The organism is Sphingobacterium sp. ML3W, assembly GCF_000747525.1.
GTDB lineage: Bacteria > Bacteroidota > Bacteroidia > Sphingobacteriales > Sphingobacteriaceae > Sphingobacterium.
Window position 1 is genome coordinate 2642575 of sequence record NZ_CP009278.1, and the last position, 22971, is coordinate 2665545.

The following is a 22971-nucleotide window of genomic DNA, read 5'->3' on the forward strand; positions in this document are numbered from 1 at the left end:
TTGTAGCAATACGATAAATGCGAAAAATTAAGAACCTGAGGATTATTGAATACTTTGGATATTTCACCGTTGTATTTCAGGTCGTTTCTACTATTCGGAAGTTTGAATGTTAGAAAAAAGGAATTGTCATTCTCTTACTCTGAAAAAGAGGATAAGCGTATCGTTGACTTATATAAAAAGATTGCATGATCGGTAGATGTACTGTGGAATGGATAGATTGACCAGCATGATGCATATCCCTGTTCGGAAGATTTTCTGAACAGGGAATTCATTTAAGCAATACTTAATGTTGCTGTGATTGTCTTTGCGATAGCATCCAGTAGCGTGTCTTTGTATTCCATGAAATGGATTTGACGATCTACCTCTTCCGCGACTTTAAGAGCTGTCTTGCACTTCTTCACTTCTTGAAGTTCTGTCGTGTACAGTTCATTGAATGTTGCCGTATCTTTATTCTTTAGTATCCTTATCGTATGTGAATATTGTTCAAATATATCTGTAATGATTGCTAAATTTGCACTATCAAAGTGTTGAAGTGAAACTGTTTTTTCAGAAAGCTTCTCGAGCTTTTTTCTTTCTTTTGCGTAACCCATAATTCTTGCGAAGGTACAGTTTTTTCAATTGTTATCAACAATTGCGCTAGATCATTTTTTCATATCCTATCTGATTTTACGGAGTGACTATATCAAATTCATATTTTGAGAGGCTATTTTTTACTAACCTGGATATATTTAGAAATGACCTTTGTTTGAATAGATAAAAAAACTATTTTTGTGGTACTCTTAATTGGGATAACGAATGAATTTTGGGAAAATTTTTATTTTAACAATGGTGATGGTCTTTCTAACGAAACCATTCGTTCCCATCTTCTTTTATGTTGCCAATGTGGATTACATCAAGGAATATTTTTGTATAAACAAAGATAAACCCATGCTTCATTGTGATGGTACCTGTTTCTTAGCGAAAAAAATTGCGGAAGCAAAAAAGAAAGAACAATCCGACCGCCAGGTAGTAGACACTACCATGTTACAAGTAGATTGGATTTATAGCTTTCAACTTCAATTTAATGGTCCTATAGTAGCGCAATTGACGCAGACAGATTACATCTCGACTCCGTATCATAATATATATTTGGCAAATCCGTTTCGTCCACCGAAAACGGCATAAATTTCTTAAGTCATAGTGAAGTGCTACGCTGCTTCATGTTGGTAGCTTACGGCTACCATCTTAATCTTACATCAATTTTCTAACAATTGGTTGGTTTATCGTATTCGAATACTCCGTATGTTATTATTATAATTTACGGAACAACCGGATGGACTATATCAATATTATAAGTCATTATGCCGTTATCAAAATGTCCATTTGGACTATTTTATATACTCGGTTTGGTCATTGCTTTGCAAGTGACCAATGTCCGGGTATCATTTGCAAAGCAATATCTTAGAAAAATTGCTAATAATCAGGTTAATATAAAGGGAGTTGTGCAGGATTCGAGAGGAAATCCAATAGCTCATGTTACGGTACAGGAAATAGGAACCACTAATCGCACCCAAACCGATAATCTAGGTAGGTTTTTCATGAATATACAGCGTAATCCCATGTTACAATTTTCCATGTTGGGGTTTAAGCAGCAGGTCATTCAACTCGGTCCGAGGCAAGAGATTGTCGTTGTTATGGATGAAGCACCAAGTGTAATGGAGGAGGTGCTCGTGACTGCTTATGGCAATACCAATCAAAGGAGTTTTACAGGTTCGTTGCAGCAAGTAAAGGAACAGGATCTGACCAAAACCGCAGCTGCTAGTTTTGAAACATCACTGCAAGGCACTGTGACAGGTGTAAATATATACACAACTGGACAGCCAGGTGCTAGTTCGAGTGTGCAGATTAGGGGAATAGGTTCTATAAATGGGCTTCGAGAACCTCTATATGTATTGGACGGAGTTGTGATGAACAGTGATAATAATTCGAGAATTGGTGGTAATGGTACTGTTAATCAAATCAATCCTTTAGCTTCCATCAATACGAATGATATCGAAAGCATCTCGGTATTGAAGGATGCTGCTGCAGCATCCTTATATGGTTCTCGAGCTGCCAATGGTGTCATCATCATTACGACTAAAAGGGGACAAAGGGGAGGGACGATGCTTAATGTGCTTGCTCAAAGTGGATTGTTGACCAATCTAACACAAGAAAAAACAATATCAAATAAAGATTTTAAACAACTTTGGCAATTAGGACAGGTGAATCAATATATTCAAAATAAGGAGAATGCTGATTATGTTAAGATCTATAATAATCCGCAACTCTTGCAAAAATATCAATCACTAGCGAATAAGGACTATCAATCTATTTATGGTACTCATGATGCTAATTCGGATTGGTTAGATGCGATTTATAGAACTGGAAGTACGCAACACTATGCGCTATCAGCTAGTGGTGGAGCTGAATCGACTGTTTTTTATCTGTCTGGTGAATACCTCAAACAAAATGGTACGATTATTAAATCGGATCTTGAACGTAAATCTGGTCGATTGAATCTGGAAAATAAAGCTAAGTCATGGCTAAATCTAGGTGCAAATCTATCCGTGGCTCAAACGGGTCGCAACAGTGGTCAATATGATTCGGAATATGTAGGCGGTTTGAATCCTTTATTCATGGCACGAGTATTACCTCAAGCTGCACCTATATACGACGGAAAGGGTTATATGGGCTTGGCAAACCTACCTAATGAAATCGAAAAAAATGCCAACCCCATTGGCGTAATCGAAGTTGGGAAATACGCTAACAAAGATGTCAGATTGAGAGGGTCTGCATACGCGGAATTCATACTGCCATATGCAATCAAATTCAAGTCTACTTTGGGAATAGATCATCAGAGTTTAGAAGAGACGCTATATGACAATAAGGTCTTCGGAGCAGGCGGTGGTCAATGGAATGGTGCATTATATGTTGCCCAAGGTCAGCGATCTCAATTTACATCGTCCAATATTGTGACTTATCAGAAAAAGAGCAACATCCATGCTTTTGATGTTCTACTAGGTTTTGAGGCTCAAGAGTCAAATATGAAATCCATGAACAATTCAGGTTATGATATTTTGGACAACGAGCTGTTGTCTTCAAGTAGTATTGGTACGTTATGGTCCTGGAATGGTCAATCTGAGAACTATTCGCTATTATCTTATTTCAGTCGGATGAATTATAGTATGTCTGATAAATATTTTGTTTCTGGAAGCATTCGTAGTGATGGATCGTCTCGTTTTGGTAAAGATTCTCGTTGGGGCAATTTTTGGTCCTTGTCAGGCGCTTGGTTGCTAAGTGAGGAAAACTTTTTCAAACATACTGTATTTGATTATCTAAAACTAAGGACAAGCTATGGTACCAATGGAAATCTTCCACCTGCTTACTATGCGTCTTTAGCATTTTTTACCACGGCAGGTAAAGCATATGCTTCAGAATCTGGCTTATCTTATGGACAATTAGCAAACCCAAATCTGTCTTGGGAGCTCAGCAAGAATGCAAATTTAGGATTGGATGCACGACTCTTCAATACGATAGATCTAACCATCGAGTACTTTAATAAGAAAACCAGCAATTTATTATTGAACATACCCGTTTCCTCGACAACAGGATTCACCAGTCAACTACAGAATTATGGGGCAATGAAAAATACAGGATGGGAGTTTAGTGTAAGCTACCAGGCAATGGATAAAAGGGATTTTAAGTGGAATACTCGAATAAATGCCACGGTGCTAAAAAATAAAATCACGAAGCTACCTTCTGATATTATTCCGACTTACAGTTCGACTAATGGTCAGCACCCCATCATAATAAAAGAAGGTGAGAGTCTCAATTCTTTCTATTTAAGGGACTACGCTGGAGTAGATCCTACTAATGGATCTGCTATGTACTATAAATTGAAAAATGGAAAGAGAACTGGAGAAAAAACGACTGATGCAGAAGAAGCAGGATTTGGAATTTTTGGTCATGCTATTCAAAAGGTGCAAGGAGGATGGAGCAATCAATTTAAGTTCAAGAAAATTAGCTTGGACGTTTTGTTTACTTATGGAATAGGAGGAAAGGCGTATGACTGGACTGCATTTAAACGGGACGACGATGGTTTCCTACCACAATATACCAGTACACAAGCGCAGTTGAACCCATGGACACCACTCAACCCCGATGCTGAGGTACCGATAAGGGTTAATGGTAATAACAGCTTTTCTAATGATGTTTCTACCCGTCATTTATATAACGCAGATTATCTCAAACTTAGAAATGCTCGGTTGAGTTATCATATGGATGATTTGAGATTTTTAAAGGGTGCTACCTGCTTCGTTCAAGGTGATAATCTATTGTTGTGGACGAAAATAGATGATTTTGATCCTGAGGCGATTACCAATGGAGTTAATCTATTCCAAACACCAACATCACGCAGTATCCTACTAGGCATTCAATTTAAGCTATAACACATGAATTATAAATATACTATTTTAACCATTTTATTACTATCACTAACAGTTGTAAGCTGTAAGAATGATTTTTTGGATCAAAAACCCGATCATGTCATTTCTGAAGAACTGGTCATTCATGATGTTGATAAATTGAAACGTCTGCTTGTGGGTTCTTATAATGAAGTTTCGGGAAGTAATTATCTTGGCAGAATACTCTATAAACGCTCGGCTGTCAAGAGTCCTGATTTTAGATTTGTACAAACCATATACAATCCTCGAGAATATGAACAAATAGAATACCGATATGAAGAAAGCGGAAATAATAATGGAAGTGCAGCGGTGCTCTGGTTACAATGTTACAAAGTTATTGGTAATCTCAATCTTATTTTAGCAAATATAGATGATGCTATTGGAGATGATGTATTGCGTAAGCAAATTAAAGCTGAATCGCTCGCTCTTCGAGGGATGATCTTTTTTGATCTCGCTCGAACTTTTGCCTATCCATGGATTAGGGAAAAAGGACTATCGCAGGGTATCCCATTGAAATTAGATCCAAATGAGGTCGTAATAGAAAGGGGATCGCTGATTCAGACCTTCAATCAAATTGTGAAGGATCTGCAGACTGCTGAAAATTTAATGCAGGAGGATGACTTATCTTCCGGAAGTTCAAAGTACATGACGAAAATAGCGGTACGTTCATTATTGGCAAGAGTATATCTCTATCAGGAAAATTGGCAAATGTCTATGGATTATGCTCAAAAAGTACTGAACGTGATGCCTGAAGAAAAATTAATGGGCCTGGATAGCTACAGCTTTTCGGATTATACTTCTGAATCTATATTTGAACTCAGTGTAGGTAATGATAACTCCTCAGGGAGCAATGGTCTTGGTGCTCAATTTGATTATCGTTCGGGTGGACAGGGAGATGTCTTAGCCACACAATCTTTTATCGACTTACTGCAAGAATATGAGGGCGACCCGCGTGCCAATTTATTGATGAAGGATAAAGAAGGTAAACAGGCTGCGTTTGTAAAATATATAAATCGAAGTGGTGGAGCTGGACTAAGTATGCACAATATTCCCGTGATTCGGCTCTCTGAAATCGTACTTATAGCGGCCGAATCATGTGCGCATGGGGCAACAGGGGGTGATGAAAAGGCTTTATATTACTTAAATGTGCTCATTAAAAATCGTACGACCGATTTTCAAAAAAATAAAGCTACAGTGGGTGGACTTGAACTGTTAAGACGAATCGCGAAGGAAAGGAGAAGGGAATTGGCATTGGAAGGGCATGAAATCTATGATTTGATCCGTACCGGTACCCTTATTGAAAGACGACAGTCAGATCATGTCAACACAGGGTTGAACAGCAATGCATTGACCATTGCGGCGACATCTCCTAAGACGATATACCCAATACCAGCTAACGAGATTGTGGCTAGTGGAATGAAACAGACAAATGGTTACTAACAGCACTTTATGAAACCAGCAAGAGTATGCTGTGCTGAAGTATATGCTCATGCTAGCCTCGTTTCCTTAAAATCAAATAAATAATGAATAGACAAATAATTACAATGAAAAATACGACTCGAATAATAGGTCTATTATATCTGGTGATCATCATGTCCGCCTGTGAAAGAAATTTGAAGCAGGTGGATGGTCTTCAGGATATTCCATTTCCTCAGGGAGATAGAGCTATCCTACCTCACCTGACATCAAATGATGGTAAACTATATCTCTCGTGGGTGGATTCCCTGACGGGTTCCAGTACAAGGCTCCTATATAGCAGTCTTCAGGATGGAAGATGGTTAGAGCCGACGGTACTTACTACCGGCGAAAATTGGTTTGTAAATTGGGCGGATTATCCGATGATAGCAGCGCATGATGGCCATATATTGAGTCATTATCTGCAACAAACCGCTACAGGGAAAATGGCATATGGTATTCAATATAATGTTTCGACTGCAAATGGAAAGCAAAATGGAACCTACCAGCCTTTGAATAACGATCATACGGATACCGAACACGGCTTTGTATCGATGATCCCTTATCGGGATAGTAGTTTCTTAGTCGCGTGGCTGGACGGACGTAGTATGGAGGGTGCTGACCATGGACACAGTGGACATCATGGCGGTACTATGAGTGTAAGGGCCGCCGAAGTTACGGCTAGTGGCGATGTAATCGATGAACAGATACTCGATGCCAGTGCATGTACCTGTTGCCAAACTACGGCTAGTATGACCAGCAATGGTCCTGTAGTTTTGTATAGGGACTGCACTGAGGATAATATACGCGATATCGTTATCGTGCGGAAGGTGGGTGATGTGTGGACAAAACCTATCCCAATCTATGCAGATAATTGGTTTATACAGGGTTGCCCGGTAAATGGCCCCAAATCTGCTGCGGTGGACAATACATTGGCTGTGGCTTGGTTTACAGCAGCTGATGACAATCCTAGGGTACAGCTTATTTTTTCGAATAATGGTGGCGAAAAGTTCAATACACCAATTTTGATTAGTAATAAGGAGGTTCTTGGTCGGGTAGATGTTTCCTTGATTGACTCGACTCAAGCTGTTGTGAGCTGGATGCAATCTAAAGGTCAGGAGACATTTCTTTATGCGATGAAAGTAAATGTAAATGGAAAAAAAGGTCCTATTCGACAGATTGCAGCGCTTTCATCCAGTAGAAAGACTGGTTTTCCTCAAATGGAAATTTTTGATGGTCAGCTATATTTTGCATGGATGAGCGTTCATGATAATGGTACCCTATTGAAAACTGCTGCGATGGCAATTACTGATTTTTAGCAATAAAGCAAAACATTCAACATACAAGAGGCGATAATCTGATTTGAAATTGGGTTTATCGCCTTTTTATTTAAAGTATAAAGAATCTAATTGTTATGCACCATATGGCTAATGATAGAGGCATTTATTGGAAAATAGTAATGCAAGTCTTCGTTATGTTTAAGGATACTGAGTGTAATAAGTGTCAATCTTTAACCTGATGATCTAAGAAGGAAATAACCTCGTGTAGGAATCTGCTTGGGTAGGTATAGTGGATATTATGGGCTACATCTTCAAATACGACAAGTTTGATAAATTGAGGATGCTTCATGGCCAGTTCTCTGTTTTCAATTCGTACCGGTATAGGATCTTGTTCTGCATTTGCATCCATTATTAAGACTGGGGTAGCTAAATCTTTAAAGATATCAGTGGGTTTGACTTCGACTATAGATTTTGCGTATTTACTGACATTGGGTTTATGGAAGATCACTTCTGCCATATGCAAGCTATCTTGCATATGATTATATTCAAATTGCCCTCGATATGTAATCCACTGGTTGTTCTGTGGTTTCAAATAACTCAGAATTTCAAATTGATTTGTATTGATATCGGCATCGTATAAACTTTTATAGGCGTCAAATTTATGGGAGAAATATCCGGAATACTTGTCTACAACCTCTGCTGGGAGATCAACATCTTTCAGTTTTCGTTTTAATGACTCTTCATCGAGTTTGAGATAGCTTGTGGCAAAGGCTACAGAACCACCGTCCTCTAATATCAGTGCGCTTACGTATTGAGGCATAGTTTTGTAAATATGTGTTGCCAAAAATGCACCGCGTGAGAACCCGCCAATAACTGCTTTTTCAATTCCTAACGAATCCATCAAACACTTGATGTCTATACTGAGGTCGTCAAATGAAGCGTCAAAGTTTGGGAGAGGAGTTTTTCCGGCGTTGTATTGATCAATGGAAATCACTCGATATCCAGACTTTACGATGCTATCTGCATATGGATAAAATTCATAGGCATTGCTTAAGCTACCATGTAGCCATATTAGCACTTTATCTTTATTATCAAGATTGCCCCATTCTAAATAAGAGAGCCTTACATTTTTTACCTGCATATCTTTCCGGTGGTTTTGCTCATAGGATTCGTAATCCTTTAAAGCCGATTGATAGTCGTGCATTATCCTTTGATCTGCTATTTCTTGGCTGAAAACATCCAAATAACTTGCGCTTATTAAGATTAGCATGGTTAACACGGTGCGATAGTTTGGTACACTGGAGTAGTGGTCTTTCATAGGTGGATCTGATTGTTATTGAAGGTTAAACTAAGATTAATTTGTTTTAAATACAATTTTAATTTCATAGTATTTGAAACCAGTTTATCTGTTAGCATTAATTGTGTAAGAGAATTCTTCACCGCTTTACAATTTTGATCTCTGCGATAGCATCAGGAATTCGATATATAATGGAAATAGAAGGGGAGGCTAAATGGCTTTTTATTAAATACCAAATTTTGATTATTAGTTATGCCTTATTATAGCGACTTACAGTTATTTACCGAACCTCATAGTGCTAATATTATTAGTTTTATTGTGTCTGTAAAAAAACCAGACTCCAATCATTTCAATGCTATGGCACTCTAATATTCTTAATGAAGTAAATTATCCCCTTAAAAGTTGTTGCAAAATTAGGTTTCTTTTAAGCTAATAATATTAGTACATAAGTTTTAATATACTGTTTTTTAATGCGTTATTATGATATGATGTCAGATTAAACAATATGGGGGTGAATTATACGATGTTAAATGTGCATATAATTATCTCATTTATTGTCTGAATATGATGTGAGGGGTGTAGCGTGAATGCAGTGGCTAAAGGTTAATGAAAAAATAAATATTTGCGTAAAACAATCTGTTCAATGTAAGTCTGGCAATCTTGTAGCAATTGTAATGGGTGACATAATATTTTGAATCGAGGGTCATTCGAAACTCAAAAAATAGTGCATAGAGGGATGTGTTAAGTTAGGGGCAACAAATAGGTGCTTTAGTTAAGCTTGTGAGAATTGAAAATTTAAATAAAAAAATCTATTCATCAAAAATAACGTAACCTGAGAAATAGTAAAGTGAAGCGTAGTATTTCTAAATCAAGATCCAATCGGAACTTTGAGATGGTGTTAAAAAATCGGTGCGTGGAGGAAGGTTTAAATAGGGGTAGTTAACTTTGGAAAGGTATAATCCTATTGGATATGCGGGCTTTAATATTTTTGGTATTTCTAGTGTGATTAAATGGTGTTCGAATTCTTGTATAGATAGCTCTCCAATTCCAATTTGCAAAAGCTTTCCGGATAAAATACGAATCATTTTACCTAAGAAACGATTACTGGAAATATTAAATCGTATTCGGTCTTCACTGGCATTGACAAATATTCCGGCTGACGAAACATGACATATCGTATGATCGTTTTTATCGGGGTGGGTACAAAAGGAGCGATAATCATTATATTGAAGTAATAATTTCGCAGCATCACTCATTTTTTGAAAATCCAGATTCGGATATTGGTATAAAGAGCTTTGATTGCTTAAGAAGGGATCTTTATAAGTATGGATGAAATAATCGTATTCTCTTTGTACGGCGTCAAAACGGGCATGTGGCTTACCTTCCATTTTTATGATGTCGTAGATAGCAATAGAAGCAGGAAGAGCTTTGTTCAATCGATAAAGTAAATCAAAATCACATTCTTTCTCTATATCTGCATGGAAAAAATATTGACTTGCATGTACACTTGCATCTGTACGGCCACAACCATATATAGTCGTTGGTACCTTTAGAACTTTATGAAGCGTATTTTCCAAAATTTCTTGCACAGTTGTAACGTTTGGCTGTCTTTGCCAGCCACTATAACACTGTCCTTGATAGGCAATATGGAAAAAATATCTCAATTTGATTTTTATAAGCTGCAATTTTACGTAAAATAGCTAGCATAACCGCTATAAAGAAATTATAATTATGATTCGATTTACTATATGTTAATGCTTCTAAATATTAATGTTTGTTATACACGTTTTTCAAATAGTTGACTGCCAGATGTTATACTATTGAGCCATAGGTTATTTAATACCGTAAATTATGGGGTAATGGTCTTGTTTTTAATTTAGATTACTTTACAAGTGGGATTATGCAGCACTGGAAAGTTACAGGAATTTGCTATAAAACATAGTTGGTTGGCCTTTGTATGGAGATTTATGGCCAAGGTCATTTGCGCGGGATGTGCAATTGTGACTCGCGGGTTTAATCGTACTTCTATAAAACGACCACTGCCATCAGGTTGGACTTCAAGTATTGCTTCTGCATGGTCATCATAGCTGATAACGTCGATATTATTTTGGGCACAGACATATAAGTAGGACATCATATGACAGGAAGCTAAACTACTCAAAAGGAGGTCTTCCGGATTATATAATGCTGGATCTCCTTTGAACGCTTTTGCGGCTGAGATATCTAGATCGGGTTTGCCTGCTATTGATATCCGATGGGTTTTACTAGAGAATTTTGATGCGTATGGTTGTGCTTTGTTTCGCCATTTTAGTGTGGCTTTAAAAAGGTGTTTGAAAGTCATTTTATTTTGAATTTGGTTCTTTATCAAGAACTGTTATGGTCCGGAATCAATTTTTAGACAATACCACTTTCTTCTTACTTGAATAGACTGTAGTAAAAAATACTTAGGGCTACAGAGATCAGGTTTCCAATCAGGTAGTAATCATTATAAGCAGCTTCTTTTTTGATATTTTCTGGTGTATCTTCTTTATCAGCTCGTTTGAGTCGAGTCCCTAATTTTAGAGCGCCAAAGAGCGTCAGTACATGTGGGAACCCTTGACATAGGCTATAGGTCATAAAAAGACGTTCGAGCACACCCTTAACAGTGGATTTAAGATCAAATTTCTTGTTATTGACAGACTGAGGAGTGAAGATCCAAAATGCAAGACTAAGCAGCAGCTCTGCAACAAGGATGATCAGGATGTTATAAACGAGGTGCATAGGGTAGTTTACTGATTGTTCTTAATATTGCTTTGGTCGCTTCATATGATGAAATATTTAATGTTTTTTCCCGTTTCCAGATTTGGGACCTTGTTTTTTTCACTTGATCAGCAACGATTTTATAATCTTTAAATGTAATAAATGCTTCAATCAATTCATAATCTTTTTCTGGGTTCCACTTATCGATGATATTTTCAAGGATAAGAAAGGTATTGTTCAAAATCGAATCTAAGTCAGTGTTCCCGATCTGTATATAAAATCGTTGTGAGTTGGATTTCATGCTATTGAGTGTATAACGTGCATCGCGTAAGCCATCGCCAAGCATCTCATAAGCGATTTCTTTATTGATTTTCGTTTCGATATCACCATAAAGAAGTACATAGCGCAATTGAAAATCATACCCTTGTCTAATGATTTCTTCTTCTAACTCAAGAATGATGTCCAGCCCGGTCTCTAGATTGCTGACAAGTCCTTGAAATTCGTCTCCTAATGTAATCGTAAGGGGAGAAGGTAGACTATTTTTGTAATCATTATTTATCTTGGCTACGGTCTTCTTAAAGTCAACCATCAACGACGTTTGATTTTTTTGACCACTTCCAATGATATCGCTCATCAATATAAAATATTTCATGATATAGTATCTTTTAACTATTTTATGTCAAATATAGTGAAACAAAACTGTTTATGTCAATAAAAATGAAATGAATGAGTGGAGATATAGTATACATATGAAAAACCCATCATTAGATTACATCATCCACTGCGTACTATTAGGAAGATCGATGCATTTTACCAGTATTTTTAATTAAGTTTATGCTTTAACGATTTTGTAACAGAAATATAAAGCTATGAAAACAACATTGATTATACTGCTCATGTTAATCGCTATTGTGATGATTTATTTGGGTATGAAAGCAGCTATACTACCTCCAATATTGACTGGCGCGGGTTTTATAGTCATTGCGGCTTTGTTTTTAACCGGTGTGAAAAAATAGCTTCACCTAAAACTTCTGAGGGTCAAGTTTTCATTACGGTGGGTCAAATATTAAAAAGAGGAAACTTAATTAGTAACTATATTAGTATAATATTGTTAACTTAATTTAGTAAAGTTATATTTCATATTACTACACTTATGATGCGGATAGTCTATTCTTTTATTTTCATTATTTTTTCCTGCGCCTATATTGTGAAGGCACAAGAAAAAAACACATCTGACTCTCTAGTTCATACTTTTGTAGCAGTAGATGCTTTTCATCAACCTCCAAACGGAATAGATAAGTCCAAGATTCATTGGGTTAATTATTTAGATTCCTTGTATCAAATTGGTGTTTTAAAGAATGAAAAGTTATATTCAGATTATGTTTTTAATGTTATAATATCAATAAATGGTTCTTTGGTTCAAACAAATGATCTTCCCCAAGATTCAATTTTGAGAGACTTCTTGAAAATTCAGAAAAGATGGCAGTTAGGATTGCAATCAGGAAGACCGGTAAGTAGTTTATTAAAAATGAAAATACCGAAAGAAATTTTCCAGCGGTGGGAGAAAAGAAAACTTGTGCTGATTCCCGATTTAATAGTGCGTGAAGAGTTTCCAAAAGGAAAGTAAATATTCAAAGCCTCTCCGTATTAATTAAGTGAGCAGGTTTAAGGAGGATGCTACACGACATGCTTCTATGGAATTGTTAACACGTAGTTTTTCAAGAATATTCTGTCGATGCCGGTTGACAGTATTGATGCTAATGGAAAACACATCGGCGATTTCTTTACTTCGCTTACCAATTTTAATCTGACGAAGGATCTCTATTTCTCTTTTAGATAATAGATTACCACTTTCTTGCTTTTCCGACTGAATAATCTGGCCTGTGACACTATTGACAATACATCCTTCGTAGGATTCGGTCTGCTCTGAGAAATGAGCGAAATTATATAAACATAAAGCTAACCAGATGCTACCATTGGACGAATTACGGACGTAGTACATGCGGTGTGATATCCATATGTATTGCCCGGATTGATGACGCATCCTAATCTTACTGATTACATGGTAATCGTATCGTTTGGTATGTGGTACATGCTTTATATAATGAAAATACTGCAATTCTAACATGTGCTTTTGTAATAGATCATCGGGATGGATGAGGTTGAAAATAGCATCTTCCCATATGGAATCAATTTCCGAACAGATATCCTGATCAGATAGCCCTAATGCCGAGGCAATACCACCATAATATAGATAGCTTTTTTCACTCTTTAGATCGCTTAGTACTGCAATTGAATTTTCAACATGCGCATAGAGCTGTGCCATACACTGACATTGCTCAAGCTGTCTATAAGCATCTGGTTCTTGGTCAAATGCCTGTTTTAAAAGCTGATCATTAAGGATGCTTGCAATGTTGTTCATGTTGTAAAAAATGGTTATTAATCAGTATTGATTATCATTAAATACTCGTATACCTTTGCTAAAGTAAAGAATTATAAGGTTATTTTTGATAAAACAAGATGAAGAAACTCGTATTGGTCTTTTTGGCCGTAGTGTGCCAACAATGGGCGGTAGCACAAAATCTAACAAAAATGCAATGGTTCAACGAGCCTGCAAAGTGGGAAGTAAAGGATAATGCACTCAAAATATTTGTGACACCACAGAGTGATTATTGGCGCATATCACATTATGGTTTTACCGTTGACGATGCGCCCTTTTATTATGGAACATATGGTGGTGAGTTTGAAACTAAAGTAAAGATATCTGCCGATTATAAAGCACGTTTTGACCAAATGGGGCTCATGCTAAGAATTGATAAGGAGAATTATATTAAAGCCGGAATCGAGTTTGTGGATGGAAAATATAATCTAAGTACGGTAGTAACACATCGTACAAGCGACTGGAGCATCATCAGCTTGGATAGTGCAGTTCCTTATGTATGGATCAAAGCGGTTAGAAGATTAGATGCTGTGGAGATTTTTTATTCTTTTGATGATAAAACATATACGATGATGCGTAATGCTTATCTTCAGGATAATACACCAGTAATGGTTGGTTTAATGGCCGCTTGTCCCGACGGAAATGGCTTTGATGCAACATTTGAACACTTTTCTGTCAAGCATCTTGCAGATCAACGACGTTTGAAATGGTTAAAAGATAACGCTGATTAATCTATGTTCAGTATATATCAACTGTAGCTTTATAGGTGAATAACAAGGCCAATAACGCTGATTTGGTCATTATAATAGAACCGGACTATTGCATTTTTTTGCGATGTCCGGTTTTTCCGTTTATAGATAAAAAAACTGTCATCTGAACGATAAAATGAGCGGATTAATTAATCAAGAGATATATCCAAAACATAACGATTTAAAGGGGGTATAAAGGGCATAATATAGATTGTTGTATTAAATCTACTAATCTAGTAGACTTTTTGGAATTTATTTTTATATTTGCTTTGTCGTTATTCAATTGGCGTTGGCAACGAATTCTAAATCAGTATTAATTATTTAACAAAGTTTATGAAAAACAACTTCTCTAAACCATCAGAAAGAACAGTCTCCTTTGCTGATCAAGTCATCCTTTATTGCCTATCAACTCGGATGCGAATGTGTATCTAATCCTAAAAAAATCTTCTTAAAAAAATAGGGAAGCCATAGGCCTCCCCAAGTTTTCAATTCATGAACAACAAGTTTTCAATTGGCGTTGGCACTTGTAAGTATTCACTATAAAACATCGTAAAACTATGAAAAAATTAGGAGTACTTCGGTATTCTATACATATTTTGTTCTTTATATTGGGCATAAATGCTCTTTTTGCCCAAGAAGAACCTAAGCCAATTATCAATGCCTCTTTGGTGGGCAAGGTGATTGATGCTTCTAATAAAGAACCCATTTCGGGTGTTACCATTCAGCTAGAGGCTGTTACGCACAGCGTAAAAACAGATGGTGAGGGGCGGTTTCAATTTGTGACAGGTCAAAAGCTTCCTTTTACCCTTATTCTTTCTTTTGTCGGATATGAAAAGAAAAAAATTGTTGTCAATGCTTCTCCCGCTGTCATTGAACTGCGTCCAACAACAGAAGATCTCGACGAGGTCGTGGTTGTTGGCTATGGCACACAGAAACGTCGAGACCTCACTGGATCTGTGGCTTCGTTGTCTGAATCTTTACTTAAACAAAATGTAGCTTCTTTAGATCAAACTTTGAAGGGTGGTATATCGGGCGTTCAGGTTACACAGACATCAGGTCAGCCTGGGGGAGGTGTAAGTATCCGTATCCGAGGCGGGGCATCTATTCAGGGAGGAAATGAACCGCTATATGTCATTGACGGTTTTCCAATATATAATCAAACGGAAAGTACGGGTGTGGGAAGTGGAACGCCCGTCAACCCCTTGTCCAGCATCAATCCTAGTGATGTAGAAAGTATCGAAGTATTGAAAGATGCTGCTGCCACGGCAATCTACGGTTCTCGTGGTGCTAATGGCGTAATTCTAGTTACTACTAAGAAAGGTAAAGCAGGTCGGGTGCAATTGAATTATGATGGAAGCATTGGTCAGCAGCAGGTCTTGAAAAAAATAAATGTCTTGAATGCTCCTGATTTTGCTGCTCTTCGTAATGAAGCGCTCAGTGATGCCAATCCGAATTTAGGAAAATTCCAATACCTTTCACAGCAGCAAATCAATCAATTGGGAGCGGGAACCAATTGGCAGGAAGAGGCTTTTCAAAAGGGAAAGCTAAACAACCAGCAACTTTCCTTATCCGGTGGTGCAGAACAGGTTCAGTATTTTATCGGAGCAAACTATTTTAATCAAGAAGGAGTAATTAAAAACACAGACTTTAACCGCTTAGGTTTTCGATCAAATATCAATGCAAATCCTTTTAAACGGTTAAACGTTGGTACTAATATCTCAATCAACAGAACGACTTCTCAAGTAGCTCCATCAGGAATTGTAAACGCATTGCTCATAATGCCACCCACAGCAACAATATACGATGCTGATGGTTCGTATACCTTGAGGAATCCTTTTGAAAATATTTTCGCAAATCCAATTGCAACTTTAAAAGAAACTACGAATACTTCGAATGCATTACGTGTGTTGGGAACTTCTTTTGCCCAATATGATATTATCAAAGGATTGCAGGCAAAGATGCTGTTCGGTGTTGATCTGAATAATAGAACAGATAAATTTTATCTGCCTTCTAATATTTATGAAGGGTCTGGGAATAATGGAATAGCAGGTTTGGGAAATCTAGATACATACTCATGGCTGAATGAAAATACCCTCAACTATACAAGTTCTTTTGAACAACATAATTTGAATGTATTAGTAGGCTTTACACAGCAGGAAGCAAGAAATGAAGTATTTAATGCTGGGGCTGAAAATTTTGTGACGGATGATCTATTGTACAATAGTTTAGAAAGTGGATCAACGATTGTGCGGCCCAATTCTGACACCCATTCTTGGATACTACATTCCTACCTAGCGCGAATAAATTATAATTATAACAATAAATATTATGTGTCGGCGAGTATACGACGTGATGGAAGTTCCCGATTTGGTGCGGATAATAAATGGGGAAACTTTCCTTCTTTGGCCATTTCTTGGAGAGCAAGTAATGAACGTTTTTTCAAAACCACTTTTCCTGCAATCAGCGATCTGAAGATACGAGCAAGTTTTGGAACTACAGGAAATCAAGAAATCGGTCAATATCAATCACTCTCCACATTATACAACTTGAACTATCTTTTTGGGAATAAAATAGTCACTGGTTTTGCATCACAACGGATTCCGAATAAAAACCTGGGATGGGAAACGACGTACCAATATGACGGTGGGATGGACATTGCGCTACTGAACAGTAGATTACAGTTTACAATGGACTATTATTATAAAAAGACAACAGATTTACTGTTGAATGTCGAGATTCCTTGGACATCTGGCTATGCGTCTTCTTTACAAAATTTTGGTTCGGTCTCCAACAAAGGATTTGAGATAGGTGTTAAAAGCAAGAATCTGATAGGGCAATTTTTATGGAGCACAGATTTGAATTTTTCGTTTAATCGAAATAAGGTCTTAACCATTGGAGCGGAGTCGGAATCCTACATCACTGGGAATTATATCATCAAAGTAGGTGAACCATTGGGAACTTTCTACGGAACGGTGACAGATGGAATCTTGCAAAAAGGAGAGGAAGCGACCAAAGGGGCATTTACAGGCAATGCAATACCAAAAGCGGGGGATCGTCTTTACAAAGATATTGATGGCGATGGCAAATTTACAACGGCCAATGATCGCACTATCATCGGAAATGCACAACCTGATTTTATCTTTGGATTGACAAATAACCTGTCATACAATGGATTTGACCTTACTTTATTACTACAAGGTTCAATAGGTAACGAATTGCTTAATATCAACCGACAAAATCTGGAAATGTTTACGGGTCAACAAAATGCATCGAGAGATGCCTTAGAAAGATGGACAGAAACAAATCCTAGTCAAACTTATCCTAGAGCTAAACTGGATCCGGCACCTGTTTTTTCCAATCAGTTTGTAGAAGATGGTTCCTTCATCAGGTTGAAATCACTTCAGTTTGGTTACACCATTCCAAAGCAGCTATTGGCTACGACAGGTATTTCTAATCTAAATGTATATCTGTCTGCCCAAAATCTATTGACTTGGAGCAAATACCAAGGTTTTGATCCAGAAGTGACTTCAGGTAGTAACGTGCAGATTGGAACAGATTCGGGTATATACCCAGCATCTCGCTCATTGACTTTAGGTTTATCCTTAACATTTTAACACGGAGGTTTTAGTGAAAATTACACATATACTACTTGCTGGTACGATCCTAATTGGATCGGTATCATGCTCAAAGCTTGACGAAAAACCTGAAAGCTTGCTGGTGTCCGAACAATTTTATCTTAATGAAAATCAAGCTGTATCTGCAGTTAATGGTAGTTACAGAAAATTGTATGAAAGTGGGCAGTCGATTTATAATAGCCTTTTTCAAATTGCGGTAGAGATGGCTACGGATGACTATGAAGCTGGACCACGTGCGCGGAATGCGCACGTTCGTGCTATCAGTAATCTGACTCATGATGCCTCCAACGACCGGATGGAGCAACTTTGGAAACAAAGTTACGATGCAATCAATGCTTCAAATCAAAATATCGAATACATCGCGCAGATAGATACTGAAAAAATAAATGAATTTATTCGTCAACGCTTGATCAATGAAGCTAAATTTTTGAGGGCGTTGCATTATTTCAATCTTGTTCGCTGGTTTGGTCCCGTTCCGCTGGTTCTTCAACCAGCAACATCATTATCAGGGGATGAGCTATATGTTGCAAAGGCAACTGAAAAGGAAGTTTACCTTCAAATTATAGCGGACCTAAAGGATGCTGAAAATTTGCCTCAATATAAATCATATGGTGATAATGATAAAGGGAGAGCTTCTTCTGGTGCAGCTAAAAGCATATTGGCAAAGGTATATTTGACGCAACAAGATTGGTCTAATGCGAAATTAAAAGCGCAAGAAGTCATCGATAAAGAAGGATATGGTTTGTTTCCCGAATTTACTGACGTATTTAACATCGATATGAAAAACGGTATCGAACATATTTTTTCGGCTCAGTTCAAAGGTAATAGTGGTTATCAGGGGAATTCATTAGCAAGCCGATCGGCACCGACGGATATTCCTGGTATCAATGGTGATTATGCTGATGCATGGCATGCTGAGGGTGGATTATACAATAGTTTTTCTTCCCAAGATAAGCGATTGAGTACCACCTTTACGATTGGTATGACCTCTCCGATAGATGGAAAGTATTATGCATTGGCAAAGCCTCAGTTTCATAAATATTATGACGAAAGTGTCGTAGGGAACCAAAGTCAATCATCTAAAAACTTGCCTATCATCCGTTATGCAGAAGTGTTGCTAATCCTGGCGGAAGCAGAGAATGAGCTCAATGGCCCCTCGTCTTTGGCCCAGGCAGCGATCAATAAGGTAAGAGTACGAGCCGACATTGACCCTGTCGGAGCAGATTTAATCAAAGATACATTTAGGGAAGCTGTTTTTGAGGAGAGACGTAAGGAATTAACCTTTGAATATCAACGTTGGTTTGACCTAGTACGTCGGGGAGCAACATATTATGTTACTAAATTAAAAGCTGCCGGTAAAATCAATGCGGCTCCGAGACACCTCCATTTTCCAACTCCACAACGTGAACTGAATTTAAATCCCAATCTCAAACAACATCCTGATTGGATCAATAATTAGCTTTTTTACCATTAAGATTTTAAGCAATGAAAAGATACTATTATTTAATGATACTCTTATTCGCCTTCAGTCATAAAGCTGTTTGGGCACAGGATAAAAGACCGAACGTGATATTAATCCTGGTGGACGATCTGGGTTTTTCAGATATTGAACCCTATGGTGCTTCAGAAATACATACTCCCAATCTAACAGAATTGGCTGCCCAAGGAACACGTTTTCAGGAATTTTATAACAACTCCATTTGTGCGCCTACAAGGGCATCATTGCTTACGGGGCAGTATTCGCATAAGGCTGGACTTGGCTATTTCAATGTAAACTTGGGACTCCCTGCTTATCAGGGTTTTTTGAATAAAGAGTCGCCAACTTTGGCGGAGGTACTTCAAAAAGCTGGGTATTCTACTATCATGTCGGGTAAATGGCATGTTGGCGACGATTTTGACCAGTGGCCTGCTCAACGCGGTTTTGAACGTTCGTTCAATTTTGTGGGTGGCGCCTCTAATTTTTATGAGATTAATGCTCCTGAGCAAGCGACGGTGCCCCTATATCGAAATAATAAACCCTTTTATCTACCCAAAGATCGTTATTTGACAGATGAAATTACGGAACAAGCAATTGGATTTTTGAAAGAACAACAACAGGATAAAAAGCCATTCTTTTTATATTTGGCTTTTAATGCGCCACACTGGCCACTACAAGCGCCAGAAGAAGAAACTCAAAAATACCAACAGACATACCATATTGGGTGGGATAGTTTACGTATCAAACGTTATGAAAATGCAATCGATCGTGGTGTTTTTCCTGCTGACCAAGCGGTTACAACAAAAGATTCATTGACGGAGGAATGGAAAAATCTGACCTATAGCGAACAGCAATATTGGAAACGTCGACAGCAGGTATTTGCTGGGATGATTGATCGCGTGGATCAAAGCATTGGCAAGATTCGTCAAACATTAACAGATCTGCATGTCGCCGATAATACCATTATCATATTCTTATCAGACAATGGAGCGCAGGGTGGTGACCGAGCTCGAATCTATACCAGTCGAAATTCTGGACCTGTGGGGTCTGCAGGTTCATACGATATGCAGAATAGCAATTGGTCACAGACCGGAAATTCGCCATTACGCAGCTATAAGGATAATCCTTATGAGGGTGGTATTGGTGCTCCGTTTATTGTCTGGTATCCAAAGGAAGTGAAAGCTAATGTAACTAAGAAGGGGACAGGGCATATAATTGATATTGCTCCCACTTTGTATGATTACGCGCAGGCGAAATATCCAAACAAGAACTATGATGTTGAGACGCATAAACTCCCAGGAATAAGTCTCCGAAAGTTATTGAATACGGATCAAACCCAAGTCGATCGTACGGAAGCATTATGTTGGGAACGTGCCGGTAATCGTGCTGTACGTTATGGAAAATGGAAGTTGGTAACGACTTACAGGAGTGGAAGACCTGAACTGTACAACATCGATGTGGATAGAGCGGAAAATCATAATCTAGCTTCTCAGTATCCTGAAGTAGTACAGCAGCTAGAAGAACTATATCGAGCGTGGGCTAAGGAAAACAATGTTGTCAACTATGATCGTATCAAAGCTCAATCTTTATTTCGCTAATCCTTAAAATATACATCGAAATGAAAAGAATATTTTCAATACTTTATTTGATACTTGGTTTCACAGCACCAAGTGTAGCACAGCAAAAGAAACCCAATATCATCTTAATCTTAGCAGATGACCTAGGTTATTCGGATTTAGGGGCATATGGAAGTGAAATCGAAACTCCGAATCTGGATCGGTTAGCATCGGAAGGATTACGGTTACAGGAGTTTTATAACAATTCGATATGTGCTCCTACACGCGCTTCTTTGTTGACTGGACAATACCAACATAAAGCAGGAGTGGGCTATTTTTCCAATGATCTGGGCTTACCTGCTTATCAGGGATACATCAATCAGGAGTCGTTAACCATAGCAGAAGTATTAAAAGAGAATGGTTATAATACCATCACTTCTGGTAAATGGCATGTGTCTGGTAAAGGCACCAGCCTTCCATGGCAACGCGGATTTGACCTTGTTTTTCCAAAAGATGAAAAAAGCTCGGATTCGGGTGCACCCGGGTTCAAAGGCAAAACGGATTCGCTCGGATATCCGTTGCCTGAGGCTTATGCGACTAATGTGATTAATCACCATGCATTGCTCTTTTTGGACCAGGTTAAGGATGATAAGAAACCTTTTTTCCTATATTTGGCACATACAGCCCCGCATTGGCCGCTTGTGGCTTTGCCCCAGGATATTGCCAAATATAAAGGGAAATATAACCAGGGTTGGGAAACAATCCGACAAGAAAGATATGAACGCCAAAAGCAGCTGGGGTTAATTGCACCAGACACCAAATTATCTGTGCGGGATGAGGATATCTACGATTGGGATCGTTTGTCGTTTGATCAACGTCAATTGTGGGCTGAGAAAATGGAAGTATACGCTGCAATGGTGGATCGATTAGATCAGAGCATTGGCCAACTTATACAAAAGCTCAAAGATAATGGACAATTGGATAATACGTTAATCGTATTCTTATCAGACAATGGCGCACCTGCAGAAGATTTGGTAAAATGGCATCATGGGGCTAGAGTCAATACGGGCTCCGTCGGTACATTGGGCTCTTATGAGTCACAAAGTAAAAATTGGTCATATGCGTCTAATACCCCTTATAAATCTTTCAAAGATTATACGTATGAAGGCGGGATAAATACTCCTTTTATCGCCTGGTTCCCAAATCGGATACCTGCGAATGCCATTAAGCTTGGTGTTGGACATGTTATCGATTTAGCGCCAACTTTTTATGCTTTAGCAGGAGTAAAATATCCAAAAATATACCATGGGCTAAATCCGAATGTTTTAAAAGGGAAAAGTCTTTTACCGGTTCTTTTTACTGAAGTAAATCAAATCGACAGGCCGGAGGGATTATTTTGGGAACGTGCGGGTAATCGTGCGGCTCGTATTGGTAAATGGAAACTTATCTCGACATGGCCCTCTTATAAATGGGAACTTTATAACCTGGAGGTTGACCCTACAGAGATCAAAGATGTTGCAAGTCAAAATCATGATATTGTTTCCCAATTGTCACAGGCTTATTTTAGATGGGCTAAAGAAAATGGTGTTGTTGATTTCGCAGAGCTTGAGGATCGCGAACCGGCATCGATGAAAGAATTCAGAAAAAGCAAGATGCAGGAAATTGCAGCCCCGGCATTCCGTTTTTAAGGTATAAATCCTTTATCATAAAGAATAAAATGAAGAAGTAAAGAATCAGCATATATTCAATAAAGCTTTTACACACTCTTTGAATATGCACCAGGTCATGTTGCCCGCTTAGACAGATAACATGACTTGGTTTATATCTTTACATCATCAATATAACTCATTCCTTGATTGAAA

At 38.0% G+C, this 22971-nt stretch carries 18 protein-coding genes; 11 read left to right on the plus strand and 7 right to left on the minus strand.

Annotated features, from left to right (window positions below):
• Nucleotides 1-272: 272 nt before the first annotated feature.
• Nucleotides 273-590: a hypothetical protein gene (locus KO02_RS11210; RefSeq protein ID WP_038698355.1), complete on the minus strand. Its 318-nt coding sequence runs from the start codon at nt 588-590 to the stop codon at nt 273-275.
• Between the two features lie 205 nt (nt 591-795).
• Here KO02_RS11210 and KO02_RS22770 point away from each other — a divergent pair, with 205 nt between their 5' ends.
• From KO02_RS22770 to KO02_RS11230, 4 genes are all read left to right on the plus strand, one after another.
• The gene (locus KO02_RS22770) at nt 796-1164 is read left to right on the plus strand and encodes a hypothetical protein (RefSeq protein ID WP_051959880.1); all 369 of its coding nucleotides are present in this window, start codon (nt 796-798) and stop codon (nt 1162-1164) included.
• 176 nt (nt 1165-1340) lie between these two features.
• Nucleotides 1341-4466: a SusC/RagA family TonB-linked outer membrane protein gene (locus KO02_RS11220; RefSeq protein WP_038698357.1), complete on the plus strand. Its 3126-nt coding sequence runs from the start codon at nt 1341-1343 to the stop codon at nt 4464-4466.
• A gap of 3 nt (nt 4467-4469) precedes the next feature.
• A complete protein-coding gene (locus KO02_RS11225) occupies nt 4470-5921 on the plus strand; it encodes a RagB/SusD family nutrient uptake outer membrane protein (protein WP_038698359.1) in 1452 nt (483 codons plus the stop codon).
• 83 nt (nt 5922-6004) lie between these two features.
• Entirely contained in the window at nt 6005-7255 is a 1251-nt protein-coding gene (locus KO02_RS11230) for a hypothetical protein (protein ID WP_144243314.1), read from the plus strand.
• Nucleotides 7256-7439: 184 nt separating this feature from the next.
• Here the strand turns inward: KO02_RS11230 and KO02_RS11235 are convergent, their stop codons facing one another.
• From KO02_RS11235 to KO02_RS11255, 5 genes are all read right to left on the minus strand, one after another.
• On the minus strand, nt 7440-8534 hold the full coding sequence (locus tag KO02_RS11235; RefSeq protein WP_038698362.1) for an alpha/beta fold hydrolase: 1095 nt from the start codon (nt 8532-8534) through the stop codon (nt 7440-7442).
• Nucleotides 8535-9376: 842 nt separating this feature from the next.
• A complete protein-coding gene (truA, locus tag KO02_RS11240; protein ID WP_038702551.1) occupies nt 9377-10177 on the minus strand; it encodes a tRNA pseudouridine(38-40) synthase TruA in 801 nt (266 codons plus the stop codon).
• 212 nt (nt 10178-10389) lie between these two features.
• Nucleotides 10390-10854 (minus strand): OsmC family protein, encoded by a 465-nt coding sequence (locus KO02_RS11245; RefSeq protein WP_038702553.1) that lies wholly within the window; start codon nt 10852-10854, stop codon nt 10390-10392.
• A 74-nt stretch (nt 10855-10928) separates the two neighbouring features.
• Nucleotides 10929-11273 carry a hypothetical protein gene (locus KO02_RS11250; protein WP_038698364.1) on the minus strand — a complete coding sequence of 115 codons (345 nt, stop codon included), beginning with the start codon at nt 11271-11273 and terminating at the stop codon, nt 10929-10931.
• Nucleotides 11257-11904 carry a SatD family protein gene (locus KO02_RS11255; RefSeq protein ID WP_051959882.1) on the minus strand — a complete coding sequence of 216 codons (648 nt, stop codon included), beginning with the start codon at nt 11902-11904 and terminating at the stop codon, nt 11257-11259. The genes KO02_RS11250 and KO02_RS11255 overlap by 17 nt, the downstream gene beginning before the upstream one ends.
• A 217-nt stretch (nt 11905-12121) precedes the next feature.
• Between KO02_RS11255 and KO02_RS23975 the strand changes: the two genes are divergently transcribed.
• Both KO02_RS23975 and KO02_RS11260 read left to right on the plus strand, forming a co-directional pair.
• A complete protein-coding gene (locus tag KO02_RS23975; RefSeq protein WP_200878637.1) occupies nt 12122-12268 on the plus strand; it encodes a hypothetical protein in 147 nt (48 codons plus the stop codon).
• A gap of 191 nt (nt 12269-12459) precedes the next feature.
• Complete coding sequence (locus KO02_RS11260) at nt 12460-12879, plus strand: hypothetical protein (RefSeq protein ID WP_144243315.1); 420 nt, start codon at nt 12460-12462, stop codon at nt 12877-12879.
• A 24-nt stretch (nt 12880-12903) separates the two neighbouring features.
• Here KO02_RS11260 and KO02_RS11265 read toward each other — a convergent pair whose 3' ends face one another.
• On the minus strand, nt 12904-13674 hold the full coding sequence (locus tag KO02_RS11265; RefSeq protein ID WP_038698368.1) for a LuxR C-terminal-related transcriptional regulator: 771 nt from the start codon (nt 13672-13674) through the stop codon (nt 12904-12906).
• 98 nt (nt 13675-13772) lie between these two features.
• Here KO02_RS11265 and KO02_RS11270 point away from each other — a divergent pair, with 98 nt between their 5' ends.
• The 5 genes from KO02_RS11270 to KO02_RS11290 all read left to right on the plus strand — a co-directional run bounded on the left by KO02_RS11270 (nt 13773) and on the right by KO02_RS11290 (nt 22797).
• The gene (locus KO02_RS11270) at nt 13773-14423 is read left to right on the plus strand and encodes a DUF1349 domain-containing protein (protein WP_038698370.1); all 651 of its coding nucleotides are present in this window, start codon (nt 13773-13775) and stop codon (nt 14421-14423) included.
• A 575-nt stretch (nt 14424-14998) separates the two neighbouring features.
• Entirely contained in the window at nt 14999-18055 is a 3057-nt protein-coding gene (locus KO02_RS11275; protein WP_038698372.1) for a SusC/RagA family TonB-linked outer membrane protein, read from the plus strand.
• A 13-nt stretch (nt 18056-18068) separates the two neighbouring features.
• Nucleotides 18069-19535, plus strand: coding sequence for a RagB/SusD family nutrient uptake outer membrane protein (locus KO02_RS11280; protein ID WP_200878638.1), 1467 nt, complete (start codon nt 18069-18071; stop codon nt 19533-19535).
• Nucleotides 19536-19561: 26 nt separating this feature from the next.
• Complete coding sequence (locus KO02_RS11285; RefSeq protein ID WP_038698374.1) at nt 19562-21151, plus strand: arylsulfatase; 1590 nt, start codon at nt 19562-19564, stop codon at nt 21149-21151.
• 20 nt (nt 21152-21171) lie between these two features.
• Complete coding sequence (locus tag KO02_RS11290; protein ID WP_051959883.1) at nt 21172-22797, plus strand: arylsulfatase; 1626 nt, start codon at nt 21172-21174, stop codon at nt 22795-22797.
• The last annotated feature ends 174 nt before the right edge of the window (nt 22798-22971 follow it).

Coding starts and splice junctions, on each gene's coding strand:
- KO02_RS11210 (WP_038698355.1), bottom strand. CDS start 590: ATGGGTTACGCAAAAGAAAGAAAAAAGCTCGAGAAGCTTTCTGAAAAA.
- KO02_RS22770 (WP_051959880.1), top strand. CDS start 796: ATGAATTTTGGGAAAATTTTTATTTTAACAATGGTGATGGTCTTTCTA.
- KO02_RS11220 (WP_038698357.1), top strand. CDS start 1,341: ATGCCGTTATCAAAATGTCCATTTGGACTATTTTATATACTCGGTTTG.
- KO02_RS11225 (WP_038698359.1), top strand. CDS start 4,470: ATGAATTATAAATATACTATTTTAACCATTTTATTACTATCACTAACA.
- KO02_RS11230 (WP_144243314.1), top strand. CDS start 6,005: ATGAATAGACAAATAATTACAATGAAAAATACGACTCGAATAATAGGT.
- KO02_RS11235 (WP_038698362.1), bottom strand. CDS start 8,534: ATGAAAGACCACTACTCCAGTGTACCAAACTATCGCACCGTGTTAACC.
- KO02_RS11245 (WP_038702553.1), bottom strand. CDS start 10,854: ATGACTTTCAAACACCTTTTTAAAGCCACACTAAAATGGCGAAACAAA.
- KO02_RS11250 (WP_038698364.1), bottom strand. CDS start 11,273: ATGCACCTCGTTTATAACATCCTGATCATCCTTGTTGCAGAGCTGCTG.
- KO02_RS11255 (WP_051959882.1), bottom strand. CDS start 11,904: ATGAAATATTTTATATTGATGAGCGATATCATTGGAAGTGGTCAAAAA.
- KO02_RS23975 (WP_200878637.1), top strand. CDS start 12,122: ATGAAAACAACATTGATTATACTGCTCATGTTAATCGCTATTGTGATG.
- KO02_RS11265 (WP_038698368.1), bottom strand. CDS start 13,674: ATGAACAACATTGCAAGCATCCTTAATGATCAGCTTTTAAAACAGGCA.
- KO02_RS11270 (WP_038698370.1), top strand. CDS start 13,773: ATGAAGAAACTCGTATTGGTCTTTTTGGCCGTAGTGTGCCAACAATGG.
- KO02_RS11275 (WP_038698372.1), top strand. CDS start 14,999: ATGAAAAAATTAGGAGTACTTCGGTATTCTATACATATTTTGTTCTTT.
- KO02_RS11285 (WP_038698374.1), top strand. CDS start 19,562: ATGAAAAGATACTATTATTTAATGATACTCTTATTCGCCTTCAGTCAT.
- KO02_RS11290 (WP_051959883.1), top strand. CDS start 21,172: ATGAAAAGAATATTTTCAATACTTTATTTGATACTTGGTTTCACAGCA.